The 16,364-nt window shown below is 40.5% G+C and carries 19 protein-coding genes; all 19 read right to left on the reverse strand.

Annotated elements, in window-relative coordinates; translation table 11 throughout:
- Window positions 1-34: 34 nt before the first annotated feature.
- Window positions 35-895, reverse strand: a complete 861-nt coding sequence (paaX, locus tag CSV74_RS10330) for a phenylacetic acid degradation operon negative regulatory protein PaaX (protein ID WP_099691581.1) — start codon at window positions 893-895, stop codon at window positions 35-37.
- A 95-nt stretch (window positions 896-990) separates the two neighbouring features.
- Window positions 991-1,767: an enoyl-CoA hydratase-related protein gene (locus CSV74_RS10335; RefSeq protein ID WP_029054013.1), complete on the reverse strand. Its 777-nt coding sequence runs from the start codon at window positions 1,765-1,767 to the stop codon at window positions 991-993.
- Between the two features lie 36 nt (window positions 1,768-1,803).
- Window positions 1,804-3,009, reverse strand: a complete 1,206-nt coding sequence (locus tag CSV74_RS10340) for a thiolase family protein (RefSeq protein ID WP_099691582.1) — start codon at window positions 3,007-3,009, stop codon at window positions 1,804-1,806.
- Window positions 3,006-3,878: a 3-hydroxyacyl-CoA dehydrogenase gene (locus tag CSV74_RS10345; RefSeq protein ID WP_099691583.1), complete on the reverse strand. Its 873-nt coding sequence runs from the start codon at window positions 3,876-3,878 to the stop codon at window positions 3,006-3,008. The genes CSV74_RS10340 and CSV74_RS10345 overlap by 4 nt, the downstream gene beginning before the upstream one ends.
- 94 nt (window positions 3,879-3,972) lie before the next feature.
- Window positions 3,973-5,487 (reverse strand): aldehyde dehydrogenase family protein, encoded by a 1,515-nt coding sequence (locus CSV74_RS10350; RefSeq protein WP_099691584.1) that lies wholly within the window; start codon window positions 5,485-5,487, stop codon window positions 3,973-3,975.
- Window positions 5,488-5,501: 14 nt separating this feature from the next.
- Window positions 5,502-6,275, reverse strand: a complete 774-nt coding sequence (locus CSV74_RS10355; RefSeq protein WP_099691585.1) for an enoyl-CoA hydratase-related protein — start codon at window positions 6,273-6,275, stop codon at window positions 5,502-5,504.
- A 14-nt stretch (window positions 6,276-6,289) separates the two neighbouring features.
- Window positions 6,290-7,066, reverse strand: coding sequence for an enoyl-CoA hydratase/isomerase family protein (locus CSV74_RS10360; RefSeq protein WP_029054018.1), 777 nt, complete (start codon window positions 7,064-7,066; stop codon window positions 6,290-6,292).
- Window positions 7,063-7,368 (reverse strand): EthD family reductase, encoded by a 306-nt coding sequence (locus CSV74_RS10365; protein ID WP_029054019.1) that lies wholly within the window; start codon window positions 7,366-7,368, stop codon window positions 7,063-7,065. The genes CSV74_RS10360 and CSV74_RS10365 overlap by 4 nt, the downstream gene beginning before the upstream one ends.
- A 14-nt stretch (window positions 7,369-7,382) precedes the next feature.
- Window positions 7,383-7,886 carry a 1,2-phenylacetyl-CoA epoxidase subunit PaaD gene (paaD, locus tag CSV74_RS10370; protein WP_099691586.1) on the reverse strand — a complete coding sequence of 168 codons (504 nt, stop codon included), beginning with the start codon at window positions 7,884-7,886 and terminating at the stop codon, window positions 7,383-7,385.
- 24 nt (window positions 7,887-7,910) lie between these two features.
- Window positions 7,911-8,720, reverse strand: coding sequence for a 1,2-phenylacetyl-CoA epoxidase subunit PaaC (gene paaC, locus CSV74_RS10375; protein ID WP_199170343.1), 810 nt, complete (start codon window positions 8,718-8,720; stop codon window positions 7,911-7,913).
- Window positions 8,717-9,064, reverse strand: a complete 348-nt coding sequence (gene paaB / locus CSV74_RS10380; protein ID WP_099691587.1) for a 1,2-phenylacetyl-CoA epoxidase subunit PaaB — start codon at window positions 9,062-9,064, stop codon at window positions 8,717-8,719. The genes paaC and paaB overlap by 4 nt, the downstream gene beginning before the upstream one ends.
- Before the next feature lie 16 nt (window positions 9,065-9,080).
- Window positions 9,081-10,034 (reverse strand): 1,2-phenylacetyl-CoA epoxidase subunit PaaA, encoded by a 954-nt coding sequence (paaA, locus tag CSV74_RS10385; RefSeq protein WP_099691588.1) that lies wholly within the window; start codon window positions 10,032-10,034, stop codon window positions 9,081-9,083.
- A 122-nt stretch (window positions 10,035-10,156) separates the two neighbouring features.
- The gene (locus tag CSV74_RS10390; protein WP_029054024.1) at window positions 10,157-10,396 is read right to left on the reverse strand and encodes a ferredoxin; all 240 of its coding nucleotides are present in this window, start codon (window positions 10,394-10,396) and stop codon (window positions 10,157-10,159) included.
- Window positions 10,397-10,433: 37 nt separating this feature from the next.
- Entirely contained in the window at window positions 10,434-11,468 is a 1,035-nt protein-coding gene (locus tag CSV74_RS10395; RefSeq protein WP_099691589.1) for an NAD(P)/FAD-dependent oxidoreductase, read from the reverse strand.
- A 257-nt stretch (window positions 11,469-11,725) separates the two neighbouring features.
- Window positions 11,726-12,901 carry an ABC transporter substrate-binding protein gene (locus CSV74_RS10400; protein WP_099691590.1) on the reverse strand — a complete coding sequence of 392 codons (1,176 nt, stop codon included), beginning with the start codon at window positions 12,899-12,901 and terminating at the stop codon, window positions 11,726-11,728.
- 17 nt (window positions 12,902-12,918) lie between these two features.
- A complete protein-coding gene (locus CSV74_RS10405; RefSeq protein WP_029054026.1) occupies window positions 12,919-13,659 on the reverse strand; it encodes an ABC transporter ATP-binding protein in 741 nt (246 codons plus the stop codon).
- Window positions 13,656-14,435: an ABC transporter ATP-binding protein gene (locus CSV74_RS10410; RefSeq protein ID WP_029054027.1), complete on the reverse strand. Its 780-nt coding sequence runs from the start codon at window positions 14,433-14,435 to the stop codon at window positions 13,656-13,658. Before CSV74_RS10410 ends, CSV74_RS10405 begins: the two co-directional genes overlap by 4 nt.
- A 4-nt stretch (window positions 14,436-14,439) precedes the next feature.
- Window positions 14,440-15,477 carry a branched-chain amino acid ABC transporter permease gene (locus CSV74_RS10415; RefSeq protein ID WP_099691591.1) on the reverse strand — a complete coding sequence of 346 codons (1,038 nt, stop codon included), beginning with the start codon at window positions 15,475-15,477 and terminating at the stop codon, window positions 14,440-14,442.
- Window positions 15,477-16,355, reverse strand: a complete 879-nt coding sequence (locus tag CSV74_RS10420) for a branched-chain amino acid ABC transporter permease (protein ID WP_029054029.1) — start codon at window positions 16,353-16,355, stop codon at window positions 15,477-15,479. The genes CSV74_RS10415 and CSV74_RS10420 overlap by 1 nt, the downstream gene beginning before the upstream one ends.
- Between the last annotated feature and the right edge of the window lie 9 nt (window positions 16,356-16,364).

Consider the following 16,364-nt stretch of genomic DNA (forward strand, 5'->3'; position numbering starts at 1 on the left):
GCCGTGAGCGTAAATAGGCCCACGGCTTTTTCCGTCATTTTATAATCAATGGATTATCTTCAGCATCATAGGTAGCATCTTTTCTACTTATATCATTATCTTTTTCAAATATATGTTCGAAAAAACGATTGGCAGGTTCAGCAAGTAGCTTATAATATTGTGCAAATAAATGAGCTGAGTGTGTTCCGCTCCACATCTCAGGAAGAAGTTCCTTTGGCAAACCAGGATCAATGAACAAGAACTTTCGATATTCATGCACTAAATTAGTGCGTTCTACAAAACACTGAGCGTCCGACAACAAACCACTTTCCATTTCACTCGTTGCCACGACAAACTTTTGACTGTATATCGAAATAAATTCTCCATACTTCTTCTCGATCTCTTCAAGAGGCCAACTCTTGGCAACCAACTCTTGGTTTGACCTTGGTCCCGTGTACTTTGAGAGAAATAAGTCAGCATGCTCTTCAATCTCATATTTTGCTATTAATAAGCGTACTTCTTTTGCCAAATCATTCGGCGTAATCCAACAACCATTCGTAAAAGTACCGAATCCGCTCCATAAAAGCTCTTTTCGCAATTCATCACGGAGTTGTCGTTTATCTTCAGGTATGTTGTACATCAACATACGCCATTGACCATCCCACTCATGAGGCTCTAATTTAAAAATACGCGATGCAGCTTCCTCGATACGAGAAACTCCACGGTCCGTTAAGTAATAATAACTTTTTCTTCCTTCACGTTCTGTTTCAAACCAGCCTTGTTTCATCATACGAGACAAAACAACGCGTACAGCTTGTTCATTATGGCCAAACTCTTTCATCAACCGAATCAAGCTACCGATCCAGATTTTATTTCCATAATGGCGAACGTAATCACCAAAAATTGTGAATACCATAGATTGTGTATTAGAGATAGAAAAAACCACTCTTTCTATAAAATTATTCGGTTCCTTCTCTCCATTATAACCGTTGGCCAATAATGATGACAAGCTTATGTGCCTTGGAATTCCGGTTCACGCTTTTCATTGAACGCTTGTAAGGCCTCAACGCGGTCCTCGGTCGGGATGACTAATTCGTATGCTTTCGTCTCAATTGCAAGACCTGTACGAAGATCAGTATTTAACCCCTCATTAATTGCATATTTAGCTTGTTTAATTGCAACAGGGCCATTTTTCATAATAGCTTCTGCTAATTCTTCGCAAGATACCAATAAGTTATCTGATTCTACTACTTTTAATACAATACCTAGCTCTAATGCTTCAGCAGCAGTCAAGCGTTTGGCTGTGAATATAAGCTCTTTTGCTTTCATCACTCCAACTAATCGAGGTAGCCTTTGTGTGCCTCCCGCCCCTGGAATGATAGCCCAACTCGTCTCAGTCAAGCCTAACGTAGCGTGACTAACAGCGATCGAGAAATCGCAAGCCAGCATCAATTCAAAACCACCACCAAGTGCATGACCATTTACAGCGGCGATTGTAGGCTGTGGTAATTCTGCAATACTGTTGAACACGTCACGAATAGCTTTTACATTACGGCGCACTTCTGATTCGTTAAGTGTCTTACGTTCTTTTAAATCCGCTCCAGCACTGAATGCCCTTTCCCCTTCTCCTCTAAAAATTACAGCTCTGATATCAGGGGCAATATGGAGAGTCTCTACTATTTGTTGTAATTCTTTTAAGGCAGGGTAATTAAAGCAATTCAAAGATTCGGGCCGATTGATTGTTACATAAGCGATACGGTTTTCAATTTCCAATAAAACTGGTTTCATTATCCAAGCTCCTTTACGCGTAAATTGTGAGTAGTTTTAGACTTCAGGCTTTTCTACGATCATTGCTATACCTTGTCCGACACCTATACACATAGTTGCCAAACCGTATTGCATATCACGCTTATTCATTTCATATATTAACGTCATTAAAATACGTGCTCCGCTTGCTCCGAGTGGATGTCCATATGCAATTGCTCCACCATTGACATTTACTTTCTCTGCATCCAACTCTAGTTGTCGAATACATTCAAGCGACTGGGAAGCAAATGCTTCATTCAATTCTACCAAGCCCATATCATCCGCTGTTAAATCTGCGCGTTGTAAAGCTTTGCGTGACGCATAAATTGGACCTAGACCCATCACCGCTGGCTCAAGACCTGCTACTGCACCTGTAACGTACTTCGCAAGTGGCTTCAGTCCGAGCTCTTTCGCTTTCTCTGCACTCATTACTAGAAGTGCTGCTGCCCCATCGTTTACCCCTGATGCATTACCTGCTGTAACTGTACCATCTTTAAATATCGGTCGTAGTTTCGCTAATGCTTCAACAGATGATTCTGGACGTGGATGTTCATCTCGCTCTACAATAATTTCATTACCTTTACGATCTTTATATACGACCGGTACAATTTCTTTGCTGAATGCACCTGCCTCCATTGCCTTTTTTGCTCGACGTTGACTTTCATATGCAAAAGCATCTTGCTCTTCACGTGAAATGTTATAACGTTCCGCTACATTTTCCGCTGTTTTCGGCATAGTGTCAGATCCGTACATTTCTTCTAATTCCTTATTCGTAAAGCGCCATCCAATAGTCGTGTCATACATTTTCATATCTCCGCGCGGATACTCTACTTCAGGTTTACCCATCACAAATGGTGCGCGTGTCATGCTCTCCGTGCCACCTGCGATGAAGACATCCCCTTCACCGGCCATAATCGCTCTTGCTGCATACATCACTGCATCGATACCAGATCCACATAAGCGATTAATTGTTGTTCCGCCCACTTCTATAGGCAAACCCGCTAGTAATGCAGACATACGAGCCACATTACGATTATCTTCACCTGCTTGATTCGCGTTGCCAAAAATCACTTCTTCAATTTCTTCAGTAGGAAGACTTGGATTTCTTTCAATTAGAGCTTTGATGACTGTAGCGCCCAAATCGTCAGGTCGAACGGCTTGTAACGCTCCCTTATATCTTCCAAATGGCGTACGTACTGCGTCAACGATTACAACTTCCCTCATGACTTCACCATCTCCTTGTTATCCGTATAATCATAGATCCCTTTACCACTTTTTCTTCCAAGACGTCCAGCTTTAACATATTGTTCTAGTAGAGGGGCAGGACGATATTTTTCACCCAATTTCTCATGTAGATATTTCAAGTTATTTAAGCGTGCGTCTAGTCCGACTAAATCTACTAATTCAAACGGTCCCATAGGATAGTTGAGGCCTAGTTTAATTGCTTTATCGATTTCTTCAGGTGAGCCTAAGCCTTCTTGCAACATATAGAACGCTTCATTTCCGACTAGGGCGCTAATTCGGCTTGTGACAAACCCAGGGAATTCATTGATAACAACCGTTTCTTTCCCCATTTTAACGGCAACGTTTCTAATGACTTCTGCTGTTTCATCACTTGTTTCTAGTCCGCGTATAATTTCTACGAGTGGCATTTTATGTACGGGGTTGAAAAAGTGCATAGCAATAGTGCGTTCAGGACGCTGACCGTACGATGCAATTTCAGTAGGACTCATAGTTGACGTATTTGTTGCAAAGTAACAAGAAGCAGGTGCATTTTCTTCAATCGTTTGGAAGACTTGCTTTTTAATATCCGCAACTTCAGGCACCGCTTCAATTACTAGATCCGCTGTTTTTGCTGCTAATGCTAACTCTGTTTCAAAATGAAGATGACTACGAATATCTTTTGCCACTTGTTGCGTAATTTTTTGTCGTTCCAAACCTTTCGTGATGATTAACTCAATTTCTTTCTCTGCATTTTTCAATGCTTGTTCATTAATATCTACGATGGTGACAGAATATCCACCTAGGGCACTTACATAAGCAATACCTCTACCCATCACACCAGAACCCACAACTACAATATTTTCAATCATTTGATTTCCCCCTTTAATTGGCTATTTCATATTTATAGTAAGAAAGAACAGAGGCATGCTAAGTAGCCCCTGTTCCTTTTTAACGTAATGTTTTTTACAGTCCGAATGGGTTTAATGGGCGAGATCCATAGTAAGACATGATACTCTTTGTCTCGGAGTAAAGATCTAATGTTTCAATAGCTAACTCGCGTCCAAATCCTGATTGCTTGTATCCACCGAATGGTGTTCCAGGGAAAGCAGAGAATGGTGAGTTAATCATGACGATACCTGCTTGAATTTTATTTGCTACACGTGTTGCACGTGCGCCGTCTTTAGACCAAACAGATGATGCCAGACCGAATTCCGAGTCATTCGCTAGTGTAATCGCTTCTTTTTCATTCGAGAACTTGGATAGTACAACGACAGGGCCAAAGATTTCTTCTTGTACTACGCGCATTTCTTGTGTGACGTTACCGATGACTGTTGGTGCATACCAGAAACCTTTTTCAAAGCCTTCAGGGTGTATTTGCTCACCGCCAGCTAAAATTTCTGCTCCTTCATCAATTGCTGATTGTACGTATTCTTTTACAGTATCCAACTGTCCTTGGTCAATTACTGCTCCGACATGTGTTTCTTTACTGAACGGGTCGCCCAGAACGATCCGATTAGTTTTTTCAATGAATTTCTCAACGAACTCATCGTATACGTCTTCATGAATATAAATGCGTGAACGTGCATCACAAGACTGTCCAGTATTATTATAAATACCATAGATAGAGCAATCTACCGCTTGATCAATATCCGCGTCTTCAAAGATTAAGCTTGGTGATTTTCCACCTAACTCTAATGTGACACGCTTCAATGTGCCAGAAGCACGTGCCATAATATCTTTACCAATCGGAGTAGATCCCGTGAATGCTACTTTGTTTACTAAATCATGTTCCACTAGATAGTTTCCGATTTCAGCACCTGATCCAGGTAAAATGTTCACTACACCTTCTGGAACTCCTGCTTCGTGGCAAATTTCTCCTAAGATAATTGCTGTCAGTGGTGTAAGAGATGCAGGTTTAATAATTACAGAACAACCTGCCGCAAGTGCCGGTGCAACTTTCCAAGCTGCCATCATTAGTGGATAGTTCCATGGAATGATTTGAGCACATACACCAACTGGCTCTTTTTCTGTGTAGTTGTGGAACTGGCCAGGTACGTTATTTACAGAGCCACGGTGTGAAACTAATGCTCCTGCATAAAACTCAAAGTCTTCTACCGCTTGGTTAAGCTGAGCTTGTGCTGCCGCAATAGTTTTTCCTGTATTCAGTACTTCTAATTCTACTAATTCGCTAAAACGACTTCTCATGATCGCTGCAATTTTATTAAGTACACGAGCGCGTTTCCCTGTAGGCGTAATCTTCCACTTTCCATTATCGAATGCATTACGTGCCGCTTCAATCGCGCGCTGTGCATCCTCTTGAGTTGCTTTTGCGACTTCTGCTAAGAACTCTCCTGTTGCCGGATTATATACTTTTGTACGAGCGCCATTGCTGCTCTCTACTTGCTCTCCGTTAATAAATAATTTATAGAAATCACGCTTCATAGTTTGTGCTACTTCTTGCTCTTGAATTTTCGTCATTATAATTCCTCCTCTTATTTTCCAATAAATTCAGGATTTCTTTTGTCTTTAAATGCTTCAATACCTTCTACATGATCTTTAGTCAATCCGGCAATTCGCTGACTTTCTGCTTCGCGTTGAAGATACTCTTCAAACGGTAGTGTCTGAACATCGTTCAATCCTCTTTTAATTAGTCCAATTGCTTTAGTTGGCTTCATCGCAATCGCTTTTGCAAACGCTTCCACTTCTACTTTGAAATCTTCTTGAGAAAATACTTTCGTTGCTAGCCCTAAATCCAATGCCTGTGCTGCAGTGATTTTCTCACCTAGAATTGAAATTTCCGCCGCTTTTGCTGCACCAACTAATTGTGATAGATAATATAGATTGCCTGAGTCAGGAATGAGTCCTACATGTATGAATGCATTTATGTAGCTGGCTTTCTCAGACATCAAACGGAAGTCACATGCTAGAGCTAGACTAAAGCCAGCCCCGGCGGCTACTCCATTGACTGCTGCTATTATGGGCTTTTCTGTTTTCTTTATTTCCAAAATCATTGGACCGTAGTGATCTCTTAGTACTTGACCATGATCCATTTGTTCATCCACTTCCGATAGATCTTGGCCTGAACAGAACGCTCTACCTTCACCTGTTACGACGATGCATCTTGCATTGTCATCCTTGGATGCCATACGCAGCGCTTCTTTAATTTCGCGATTCATCTGCGCTACGAATGCATTTAATTTATCAGGACGATTCAATGTAAGCCAAGCAATACCTTCTTTCAATTCGTATTGAATTGTTTCAAACATAGAAAATCGCCTCCTCATTTTCCTTTATATACCGGCTTTCTCTTTTCGACAAAAGCTTTCATTCCCTCTTTTTGATCCTCCGATGAAAACAGAAGATAGAAGTTCTTTCGTTCATACTGCATACCTTCATACAGTGGATAGTCAACCGCTTTGTTCACTGAATCTTTAATCATTCGAATGGCAAGTGGCGGCATGCTAGCGATCTTATTTGAAAACCGTAAAGCCTCTTCACGCAACAGCTCTGGTGAAACGATCCGGTTAATCACTCCATGTTTTTGTAATTCATTAGCTTGGATTCGCTCACCTGTCCACAACCACTCGATCGCTTTCGCACGTCCAACTAACTTAGTTAAGCGTTGCGTACCGCCAGCTCCTGGCATAACACCTAATGTCACTTCTGGGAATGAAAACTCTGTGCCATCCGCGGCTAATAGAACATCGCAACAAAGAGCAAGTTCAAAACCTCCACCAAAAACAAATCCATGAACTGCACCGATGACGGGCTTTTTGATGAGAGGAATCTGATCCCAGTCAGCAAACTGATTCAATAATTCAAGGCTCATTGAATCCGCTTCAGCCATCTCATCTATATCAGCACCGGCAGAGAAAGCTTTTCCTTTGCCTACTAGCAAAATTACTCGTACTTCGTCATTTCGATCAAATGATTGCATCGCCTCAAGAATTTCACCAACCATATTGCGATTTAAAGAGTTCAGTTGCTTAGGTCTGTTTAATTCAATTACGCCGATTTGTTGATCGACCGATGTTTCTATGAATTTGTAAGCTGTCATTCGCTGTCTTCGCCAATCATTAAAGTGACTAGCTTACCAGCGAAGCCCATCAAGTCTTTTCCAGAAGCTTTTCCTTCATCAGAGCTCAAGCCCGCTTTTAATGATGCTGCATCGTCATAGATCATTTCACACATCAAGTAATACGGTGGCTCTCCACCCATTGGGCTACCAGTGAACTTAGTTACTTTCATTTCACGCAAGCCAGGAATCTTCGCTGTGATTGGTGAATGAACATTGAAGTAGTGCTCATCAAATTCCTCTTTATTTTCAGGGTGTTTGTATAACGCGATTAATTTAGCCATTTAAATTCCTCCAATTACATTATTGTTGATACTGGTTTCATTGCTTCGAAAGGAGTTTTACAACTCTTGCAATATAAAATACTTCTACAAGCCGTTGGTCCGAATATATTTTCCAACGTTACGTAGGTTGAATCACAATACGGACAATCCACGTGCCAAGATCCATCTTCTTCTAAATGACGCGGTGGAGCAGCGATCCCAAACTCTTTCAATCCTTTTTGTCCATTTTCTGTAACTCGATCTGATGTCCAAGGTGGACTGAAAATAAATTCTACTTCGACGTTTTTGGCACCGGGCAGCCCCATCACTGCATTCTTAGTATTTGTTCGGATAATTTCAAGTGCCGGGCAACCTAAAAACGTAGGCAATAATGTTACCTTGATCTGTTCGGGTTCGATATCCACTTTTTCCACCATTCCAAGATCTACTATACTGACCGTATCAATTTCAGGGTCCTTGACGCTTTCAAGCACCTTCCACACTTCTAAGTTTTGCGAGTTTTTTGCTAGAGCTACCATTTCCAAAACACCTCTTTCTTTCTATTACCAGTTTGTAGCTGTATCGAGTCTGTACACCTCAGAAAGTGTATCGATTGCCGTTTGCAATTCATCTGTGTGTTGTCCATTACGGCCATTCAATTTCGGTTCAGGGATGATCGGTAAATCCAATTTCAATTTTTCGAAAGTTGGGCGCAATGCTTCAAGCCAATTATTTTGTATCTTTTCTTCTGAATCTATTAAGTCAAATCGTTCAATTAATTCTTTTTGTTCTCCATAAGAGAATAGATCTCCCATATCATCTACAACTAGTTTAAGCGCGCTAACCATTTTACTTTTCGCTTCTTCTGTTGAGCTTAGTAGTTGTTCGAACCACAACTTCCAATGCATGACGTGGTAATAGAGTTCCATGCTTACTTTCACAGCAATATCGCGAAGTGGTTCGTATGAGCTTTCTCTAAGTGAGTTGATTTTTGCTCTTTTCGCTTGTGTATAGAAGTAACTTCTAACTACTGTATAGGCCCAATCATATTGAGGTGTGTCCATATAATAACCGTCACCGTTGACACGTTCAGTCAAAACACTATTCTTTCGTTCTTGCGCAGGACGTAAGTGAGCGAGATCATCTGCTTTACCTAACCCCAAGTCCTCTAGCAACTTATAATACATAGCTGCATGACCCATCGAATCTTGTGTGATAGAAGATGATGCTACGTCTTCTTCTATGTGCGGTGCTAGACCCAACCATTCAGAGCCGCGATACGAAAACAAGAAATCATCATCTGCTAATTGGAAAATAAGTGCCTCTAAAGCCTTTTTCTCTTCCGCACTCATCATTCTTTCTACGTTACTCATTTTTCTTTACCTCCTGCCCAAGATAAAATTTCTTTCTCATCAAGCATTTCTTGTTCGTATTTACGCCATTTTTTACGTAAGTATCCATAACCTTTTGTAGTACGGTACTCTTTGTTATCCAAACGGGTCAAAGAAAGACGTTCTTCTTCGTCCATACTGCGGATATTCTTTTTATTTACGACCCATATATCCACAACAGGTTCACGGCGCATGAAATTTTCTTGTGCCATCATAAGTGCCATGTCTTCATTTGGCGCTAGCAAATCAAATTGGTGCTGAAATGACGCAGCATGGGTACGCTTACTGAATACTTCAAATTCCTGGTAAAATGTTTTCTCTGACATATTCTCCATCGCTCCTTTATTCAACAACTGCACTTAACGCTTCACGTACCCACGCATTGTTCTCGTATGACGAACGGCGTAGATTAAGACGCGCTTGTGATTTTGGTCCATTATTTTTAATAATATTTTTAAATTCTGTCCAGTCGGGTTGCTGGTAAACCCAATGTTCTTTTTCCTGATCGAAATGCAATGTATCGTCCGGAATTGTTAAACTTAGCGATAGAATTCTCGGAATGTATTTATCCAGGAAGCTTTGGCGTAATTCTTCATTTGTGTTCTTCCGGATACGATATTTAATAGTTGCTTCTTGCTTCGATGCACCTGTCGTAGCTTTACTTGGAGGTCCAAAGAACATAAGAAGTGCTGGCCACCAGCGGTTAAGTGCATCTTGCACCATTGCTTGCTGTTCTTTCGTTCCTTCAGCAAGTGCCATGATAATCGATTCTCCGTGCTGCGCGTGGAATACTTCTTCTGCACAAATACGTTGTAGTGCCTTAGCATACGGCCCGTAAGATGCATCTAGCATATTCGTTTGCGTAATAATTGCGGCTCCATCTACTAACCAACCGATCAAACCCGCATCTGCCCAAGTCTTCGTTTCCATATGAAACACATTGTGAAATTTCAAATCCTCATTAAATAAATCCTGCATGATATCACCGCGAGTTTTACCATATGGCTTCATCAAATCTTCTGCTACGCGTAACAATAGTTGTCCGTGGCCCATTTCATCCTGTACTTTCGCCATGATTCCAAGTTTGCGGTATAGTGAAGGCGCTTTAGGTACCCACTCTTTCTCAGGAAGCGCTCCCATAATTTCACTGATTCCGTGCATGGAAATAAGCTTAATTAATGTTTGGCGATACTCTTCCGGCATCCAATCATCTGCCTGGATCTTATCTCCACTTTCTATGCGCTCCATGAAATACTCCATTTTTTCATCTGCCGTCATCGTTGTCATCGTTACCATTTATCTAATTCCTCCCTTAGATTATGAAAAGTTACTATCTCTCGTTACGTCTTCACAAAAGATAAATATAACAAGTTTAAATGAAGTTAATAAATATTGTTATACTTAACTCCAAAAAAATACTAGACTTCTTCTAACACGATGGGATGTTCGGAAACTTTGATAGAGTCAGTTGGGCAACCTTCTAGAGCGTCCTCCAAATCATCCAGTAAATCCTCATCAACTTCTGCCGAACCTTCATTATTATCAAGAAGTACGAATGCAAAACCTTCATCATCATATTCAAAAATATCCGGTGCACTTGCTCCGCATGCACCGCACGCTATGCAAGTCGATTGATCAACAATAGTATGTGTAGCCATAAAAGGTGTCCTCCTTTATTCTAATTGAGTCAAGCATTCAAGAGATGACCGGGACTTTTTTCTGATCTTGCTTTTCCTTTTTCTCCATCAAAGTCGTACTATGCGTTGCTTGAACTTTAGCCGTTGGATCAAGGTAGACCTTCGCGTTACTAACGGCCGTTGGTGCTTCTCCAAATCCGCTAGCTATAAGTTTAACTTTTCCTTCATACGTACAAATGTCGCCAACAGCATAAATACCCTCAATGTTAGTTTCCATTTTTGAGTTGACGACAATACTGTTCTTTTCAATTTCTAGTTCCCAATCTTCGATAGGACCGAGGGAAGATACGAAGCCGTAGTTGACTATCACTTCGTCAATTTCAATTTCTTCTACCTCTTCCGATTTCATCTTACTAAGAACAATTTTTTCGATCTTATCTTCACCAATAAACAATGATGGTGTATATGGCGTTTTAATTTCTACTTTGGAATTCATTAAATTTTCTACACTAGCTTCATGCGCTCGGAATTTATCACGGCGGTGAACGAGTGTTACTTTATTCGCAATTGGTTCAAGCATAAGAGACCAGTCTACAGCAGAGTCTCCGCCACCAAAAATCTGTACATTCTTTCCTGCAAAGTATTGTAGGTCTTTAATGAAGTAATGTAAATTTTTGTCTTCATATCGTTCTGCATTTTCAACATCAAGCTTTCTAGGTTGAAACGCACCATTTCCCGCTGTAATGATAATTGCCTTAGAGTAATGAGTTTCTTTATTTGTTCTGATTTTGAAGTTCCCATCCTCTTGCTTAATCACTTCACGTACCTCTTGTTCAAGGGTGATCTTCGGTTCGAACTGCGACATTTGCTCAACCAGATTATCAATAAGCTTTTGTCCGGTGATCTTCGGGAATCCTGCAATATCGTAAATATACTTTTCAGGATACAAAGCTGATAATTGACCACCAAGTTGCGGAAGGCTTTCAATTAAGTTTACCGACATTTGGCGCATACCTGCATAAAAGGATGTAAACAAACCTACAGGGCCACCACCAATTATTGTTAAATCATAAATTTTCTGTTCATTACTCATATGCTGTACTCTCCTCTCTTTCGGAAGGAAATTAATCCCTTTAAGTATAACGTATAATTAACGTTTTTATCGTTTTTTGTTATACTTAGTATCTTAAATCAATGTGTAAGCGTTGTCAACAATATATTCAGAATAATTTATTTCCATTTTAAAATTTTATGATATAGCGTCTGTACCGTGTATTACTAGAAAGATTAGTCATTTCTTAAAGAACTTTTCATACAAAAAGCACTGCTATGGCGCAGTGCTTTTCAATCTCATTCAATATACGTCCATTTTCCATCCTTAACAGTTGCCAACACAAAGCTCTCTGGTCCAAGCCCATTATGATCATCAGCTGTATAATTATAAACTCCTGTTGTACCGATCCAGTCTTTAATATTCTCTTCTAAATAATCACGGATAGCTTCACGGTCGGTAGCTCCGTTCTTTAATGCTTCTACCGCCAACATCACATTGTCATAGCCATAAGAACCAAAGTTAGTCGGTTCGCTATCATACTTTTCTGTATACTCCTTGTAGAACTCTGATACTACACTGTACTGTATATCGTCCTTAGGAATCTGATCTGGGAATAGTAGCTTTCCAGTAGGAATTACTACACCTTCTGCTGCTTCTCCCGCCAAAGAGATAAAGTTTTGATTTGCAATGCCATGACTTCCAAACACCGGTAATTTTATTCCTAGATCATGTGCATTCTTTGCAATTACAGCTGGTCCAGGATTAGTTCCCCAAACGACAATTGCTTCAGCTTTTGCACTATTAATTTTTGTCACTTGCGTACTCATATCAGGATCTTGCGTATTATAACTTTCCTTTGCTACGATTTTAATATCATATTCATCTGCTAAAGCTTCCAATTGCTCTAAACCGCTGGAACCAAACGCATTAGAATCACTAATAGTACCAATTTTATTAATTCCTTGTTCATTCAAATACATATAAATTCGTTCAACTGCTTGTCTATCCGATTGCGGTGTTTTAAACACCCATTCCGCATCTTCAACAGGCTCAACGATATGCGTACTTGCTGCTGCCGAAATCATCGTAACTTTTTGTTGCATGGCGATTCCTTTCATTGCAAGGCTTTCACCACTTCCTGAAGAACCAATTAAAGCTAATACATTTTCGTCGTTCACTAATCGATTAGCTTCTTGTGTTGCTTTTTCCTGACTAGATTCGTCATCTGCTAAAATTATCTTTAGAGGAATACCGTCAATACCGCCATCTGCATTAATTTTCTCTTCCAATAATTTCGCTGCATTCCATTCAGGTTCACCTAACGGACTGTTTGGACCTGTTTTTGAATAAATCGCACCAATTTTATACTCTGTCAGTTCTCCATTTTCAGACCCCGCGTCTGCGTCACTACATGCAGCTAACACCAATGAAATCATAGCTGCCAGAATTAGCATAGGTATTTTTTTGAACATCTTCTCATCCTCCATCATCAATGTACTGTGTGCCCTAAATAAGCTTCTTTTACTTCTGGATCATTCAGTAATTCACTTGAACTGCCGCTCTTAATGATTTCACCATGAGAAATGACATACCCTCGATCAGCCACTCTAAGGGATGCATGTAAATTTTGTTCTATTAATAATATTGTTGTTCCAAACTGCTTACGTAAATCGCCAACGAGTTCTAATACATCTTTCGCTACAAGAGGAGCGAGTCCTAATGTAGGTTCATCTAATAGCAATAAATCAGGCTCTGCCATCATTCCCCGTGCAATCGCAAGCATTTGTTGCTGACCACCAGACATCGTTCCGCCCATTTGATCTTTTCGATCACTTAATATAGGAAATAATTCGAAAACCTTTTTGATGTTTTCTTCTATTGCTTGCTTGTTTGTAGTTTTACGATGATGGTAAGCACCTAAATATAAATTATCCAACACAGTCATTGTAGAAAAAATTTGACGATGTTCAGGTACATGAATTAAGTGTTTCTCAACAATCTTTTCTGCTTCCATTCCTGTAACATCAGTACCTTGATAAATAACCTGGCCGCTTGTCGGTCGAAGCAATCCGGACACAGTTTGTAAAAGAGTGGTCTTACCCGCTCCATTTGCACCTAGTAAAGCGACAATTTCTCCCTGATTAACAGACAGTGATACACCATTCAATGCTTGAATCGGCCCATAGCTGACAGAACAATCGAGTACATCCAGTAGCTTTTGTTCACTCATACGACTTCCTCCTCGATCTCGGCACCTAAGTAAGCCGCTATTACCGCTTCATTCGCTTGAATTTCTTTTGGGGTTCCCTCTGCAATCTTCATTCCCTGATCCAAAACAACAAGTTTGTCGCAAATACTCATGACTAGATCCATATCATGCTCGACGACTAGAATGGTTACACCAGACTCACGTACTCTTTTAATCAACTCGCTCATTTCAGATGTCTCACTATGATTTAAGCCTGCTGCAATTTCATCCAATAGAAGCAGTTTAGGTTCTGTAGCGTAAGCACGAGCAAATTCCAATAGTCGCAATTTCCCTAATGACAAACTGGATGCTTTCTGATCGTAAAGTGATTCAAGATTGAAGAAACGTAAAATGTCCATCGCCTCTTCATATACTTTGCGTTCTTTTCTAGTTATGCCAAGCAACATGGAAGTAACTCCTGAAAGGTTTTGCTTTGTTCTCATATGCTGGCCTACCATGACATTCTCAATCACTGTCATATTTTTAAATACTTGTAGGTTTTGGAAGGTACGTGAAATGCCTAATGGAGCTACTTTATATGAAGGAAGAAGATCAATCTTCTTCCCACAAAACAGAATACTTCCTTCAGTCGGTGGAAATATAGAAGATATCATGTTGAACATTGTGCTTTTCCCTGCTCCATTGGGGCCTATCAACCCGACGATTTGTCCTTCATCGACAGAGAAGCTGACTTCGCTATTTGCTACAACTCCACCAAATCTTTTTGTAATTGACTCTACTTGCAACAACGTCATCATCTCCTCATTCTGAAACACTTCGTTTTATCGGTGTGACGGCTACAGACGCTTTCTTTTCTACTCTCTTTATAGTTGTATTTTTTAACCAGTCTACTACTGTTGGGAATAGACCTCTTGGCATAAAGATAACGACTAATATCAAGATCAATCCATAAATTACGTGTTCCGAATCACTAGTGATGAAGGTGAATTGCTCACCAAGTGTATGAACAGTAATACCAATCATACGTATTAGTAAAGCTCCTATTAATGCCCCCCACACACTTCCACTTCCGCCGAGAACGACCATTGCCAGAAAAAGTATGGATGCATCAAATGTAAAGGCAGAAGGAGATATGCTATAGCTCATGTGGGCAAACAACCAGCCAGCCAGTCCTGCAAATACTGCGCTCAAGATAAACACCTGCATTTTATACCTGCCTGTATTTACCCCCATCGAGCTGGAAGCAATTTCGCTGTCGTGTATAGAACGGAGTGCACGTCCAACCCGAGAATGAACAATGTTAAGCGAAAGAATTAAAACTAGTAAAACAAAAAACCATACTAGAAAATAATAGGGAACTCCTTGATTGATTGTCATGCCGAACAATGTCAGCTGCGGGATACCGTAAAATCCTGATGCCCCCATTGTAATTCCTTTACCTTCAACAAGAAGGCCATGAACGATAATACCAAGAGCCAATGTTGCCATTGCTAAGTAATATCCACTTAATCGAGACATCGTATATCCCATGAAGAAAGCTAGAAGAGCTGGAACTAGTAAAGCTATAGGCAAGCTAAGCCAAGGACTCCACCCCCACGTAGCTGTCAAAATAGATGTAGTATATGCTCCCACTCCATAAAACGCTGCTTGTCCTAAGGATATTTGCCCCGCATAGCCCATTAATAGACCTAGACCGATGGCTATAATGGCGTAAATACCTGCAAAAGTAGCCTGTGTAATAAAAAATGATTGGGTGACTATCAATGGAAATATAAGGATGGCGGCAATGAATACAACTACGCCCCACCACTTCGTCTGTTGAACGCCTTGTAATTTCATTACAAACCTCCCTTTCCAATAGTTTTTTCACCCAAAATTCCATTGGGTCTTATTATCAATATAAGCAAGAATATTGAAAAAGTAATAATATCTTTCATTCCTGAACTAACATAGCCCGCTCCCATGGATTCGAATAGTCCAATTAGCAAACCACCTATAACAGCCCCAGGTGCACTACCCAGTCCTCCTAAAATTGCCGCTGAGAATCCTTTAATACCTAACATAGCACCCATATCATATGCTGGGAAAATGATTGGTGCGATCGCAAGGCCCGCGATTGCTCCAAGTGCAGCGCTCAACACAAAGGAGAAGGAAGACATTCTTTTCGGACTTATTCCCATTAATCTTGCAGCCATCGGGTTAACAGAAGATGCTTGGAATGCTTTTCCAAGCATTGTTTTATCGATAAACATGTACATGAGACCGACAACTAACAGCATAATCAAGACAACCCAAATTGATTGGGGTGTAATGGAAGCGCCTCCAATAGTAACAGGAGTATTCTCGGTGAAAGGTGCTACCGTATGCTGGTCTTTCCCCCACACCATGCTACTGATTCCACGGATGAAGATCGAAGTTCCAATCGTCAAAATGATTAAGCTGATCGCATCAGCACCTTTGGCTCTTCGTATCAAGAGGAATTCCATTAGCCAACCGATAAGTGTCACAAAGAGAATCGTAGCAATAAAGGAAAGCCAATATGGCACACCCACTGATACGAGTGAAAACATAGTCAATCCGCCAAGCATGACGAATTCTCCTTGAGCTAAGTTAATTACTTTTGTGACACTATAAATGGTGACGAAGCCAAGGGCGACAATTGCATAAATACTTCCAATCGTAATTCCCGTTAATGTGAACTGTAATAAATCTTGCACTCACTTCAC

This window comes from Sporosarcina sp. P19, from assembly GCF_002743165.1.
Lineage (GTDB): Bacteria > Bacillota > Bacilli > Bacillales_A > Planococcaceae > Sporosarcina > Sporosarcina ureae.

Excerpts from the sequence above, each read along its gene's own strand:
- CSV74_RS10340 (WP_099691582.1), bottom strand. The coding sequence starts at position 3,009 with ATGAGGGAAGTTGTAATCGTTGACGCAGTACGTACGCCATTTGGAAGA.
- CSV74_RS10355 (WP_099691585.1), bottom strand. The coding sequence starts at position 6,275 with ATGTTTGAAACAATTCAATACGAATTGAAAGAAGGTATTGCTTGGCTT.
- CSV74_RS10345 (WP_099691583.1), bottom strand. The coding sequence starts at position 3,878 with ATGATTGAAAATATTGTAGTTGTGGGTTCTGGTGTGATGGGTAGAGGT.
- paaX (WP_099691581.1), bottom strand. The coding sequence starts at position 895 with ATGGTATTCACAATTTTTGGTGATTACGTTCGCCATTATGGAAATAAA.
- paaD (WP_099691586.1), bottom strand. The coding sequence starts at position 7,886 with ATGGTAGCTCTAGCAAAAAACTCGCAAAACTTAGAAGTGTGGAAGGTG.
- CSV74_RS10405 (WP_029054026.1), bottom strand. The coding sequence starts at position 13,659 with ATGAGTGAACAAAAGCTACTGGATGTACTCGATTGTTCTGTCAGCTAT.
- CSV74_RS10410 (WP_029054027.1), bottom strand. The coding sequence starts at position 14,435 with ATGATGACGTTGTTGCAAGTAGAGTCAATTACAAAAAGATTTGGTGGA.
- CSV74_RS10395 (WP_099691589.1), bottom strand. The coding sequence starts at position 11,468 with ATGAGTAATGAACAGAAAATTTATGATTTAACAATAATTGGTGGTGGC.
- CSV74_RS10390 (WP_029054024.1), bottom strand. The coding sequence starts at position 10,396 with ATGGCTACACATACTATTGTTGATCAATCGACTTGCATAGCGTGCGGT.
- CSV74_RS10335 (WP_029054013.1), bottom strand. The coding sequence starts at position 1,767 with ATGAAACCAGTTTTATTGGAAATTGAAAACCGTATCGCTTATGTAACA.
- paaA (WP_099691588.1), bottom strand. The coding sequence starts at position 10,034 with ATGGTAACGATGACAACGATGACGGCAGATGAAAAAATGGAGTATTTC.
- CSV74_RS10415 (WP_099691591.1), bottom strand. The coding sequence starts at position 15,477 with ATGAAATTACAAGGCGTTCAACAGACGAAGTGGTGGGGCGTAGTTGTA.
- paaB (WP_099691587.1), bottom strand. The coding sequence starts at position 9,064 with ATGTCAGAGAAAACATTTTACCAGGAATTTGAAGTATTCAGTAAGCGT.
- CSV74_RS10365 (WP_029054019.1), bottom strand. The coding sequence starts at position 7,368 with ATGGCTAAATTAATCGCGTTATACAAACACCCTGAAAATAAAGAGGAA.
- CSV74_RS10350 (WP_099691584.1), bottom strand. The coding sequence starts at position 5,487 with ATGACGAAAATTCAAGAGCAAGAAGTAGCACAAACTATGAAGCGTGAT.
- CSV74_RS10360 (WP_029054018.1), bottom strand. The coding sequence starts at position 7,066 with ATGACAGCTTACAAATTCATAGAAACATCGGTCGATCAACAAATCGGC.
- paaC (WP_199170343.1), bottom strand. The coding sequence starts at position 8,720 with ATGAGTAACGTAGAAAGAATGATGAGTGCGGAAGAGAAAAAGGCTTTA.
- CSV74_RS10400 (WP_099691590.1), bottom strand. The coding sequence starts at position 12,901 with ATGTTCAAAAAAATACCTATGCTAATTCTGGCAGCTATGATTTCATTG.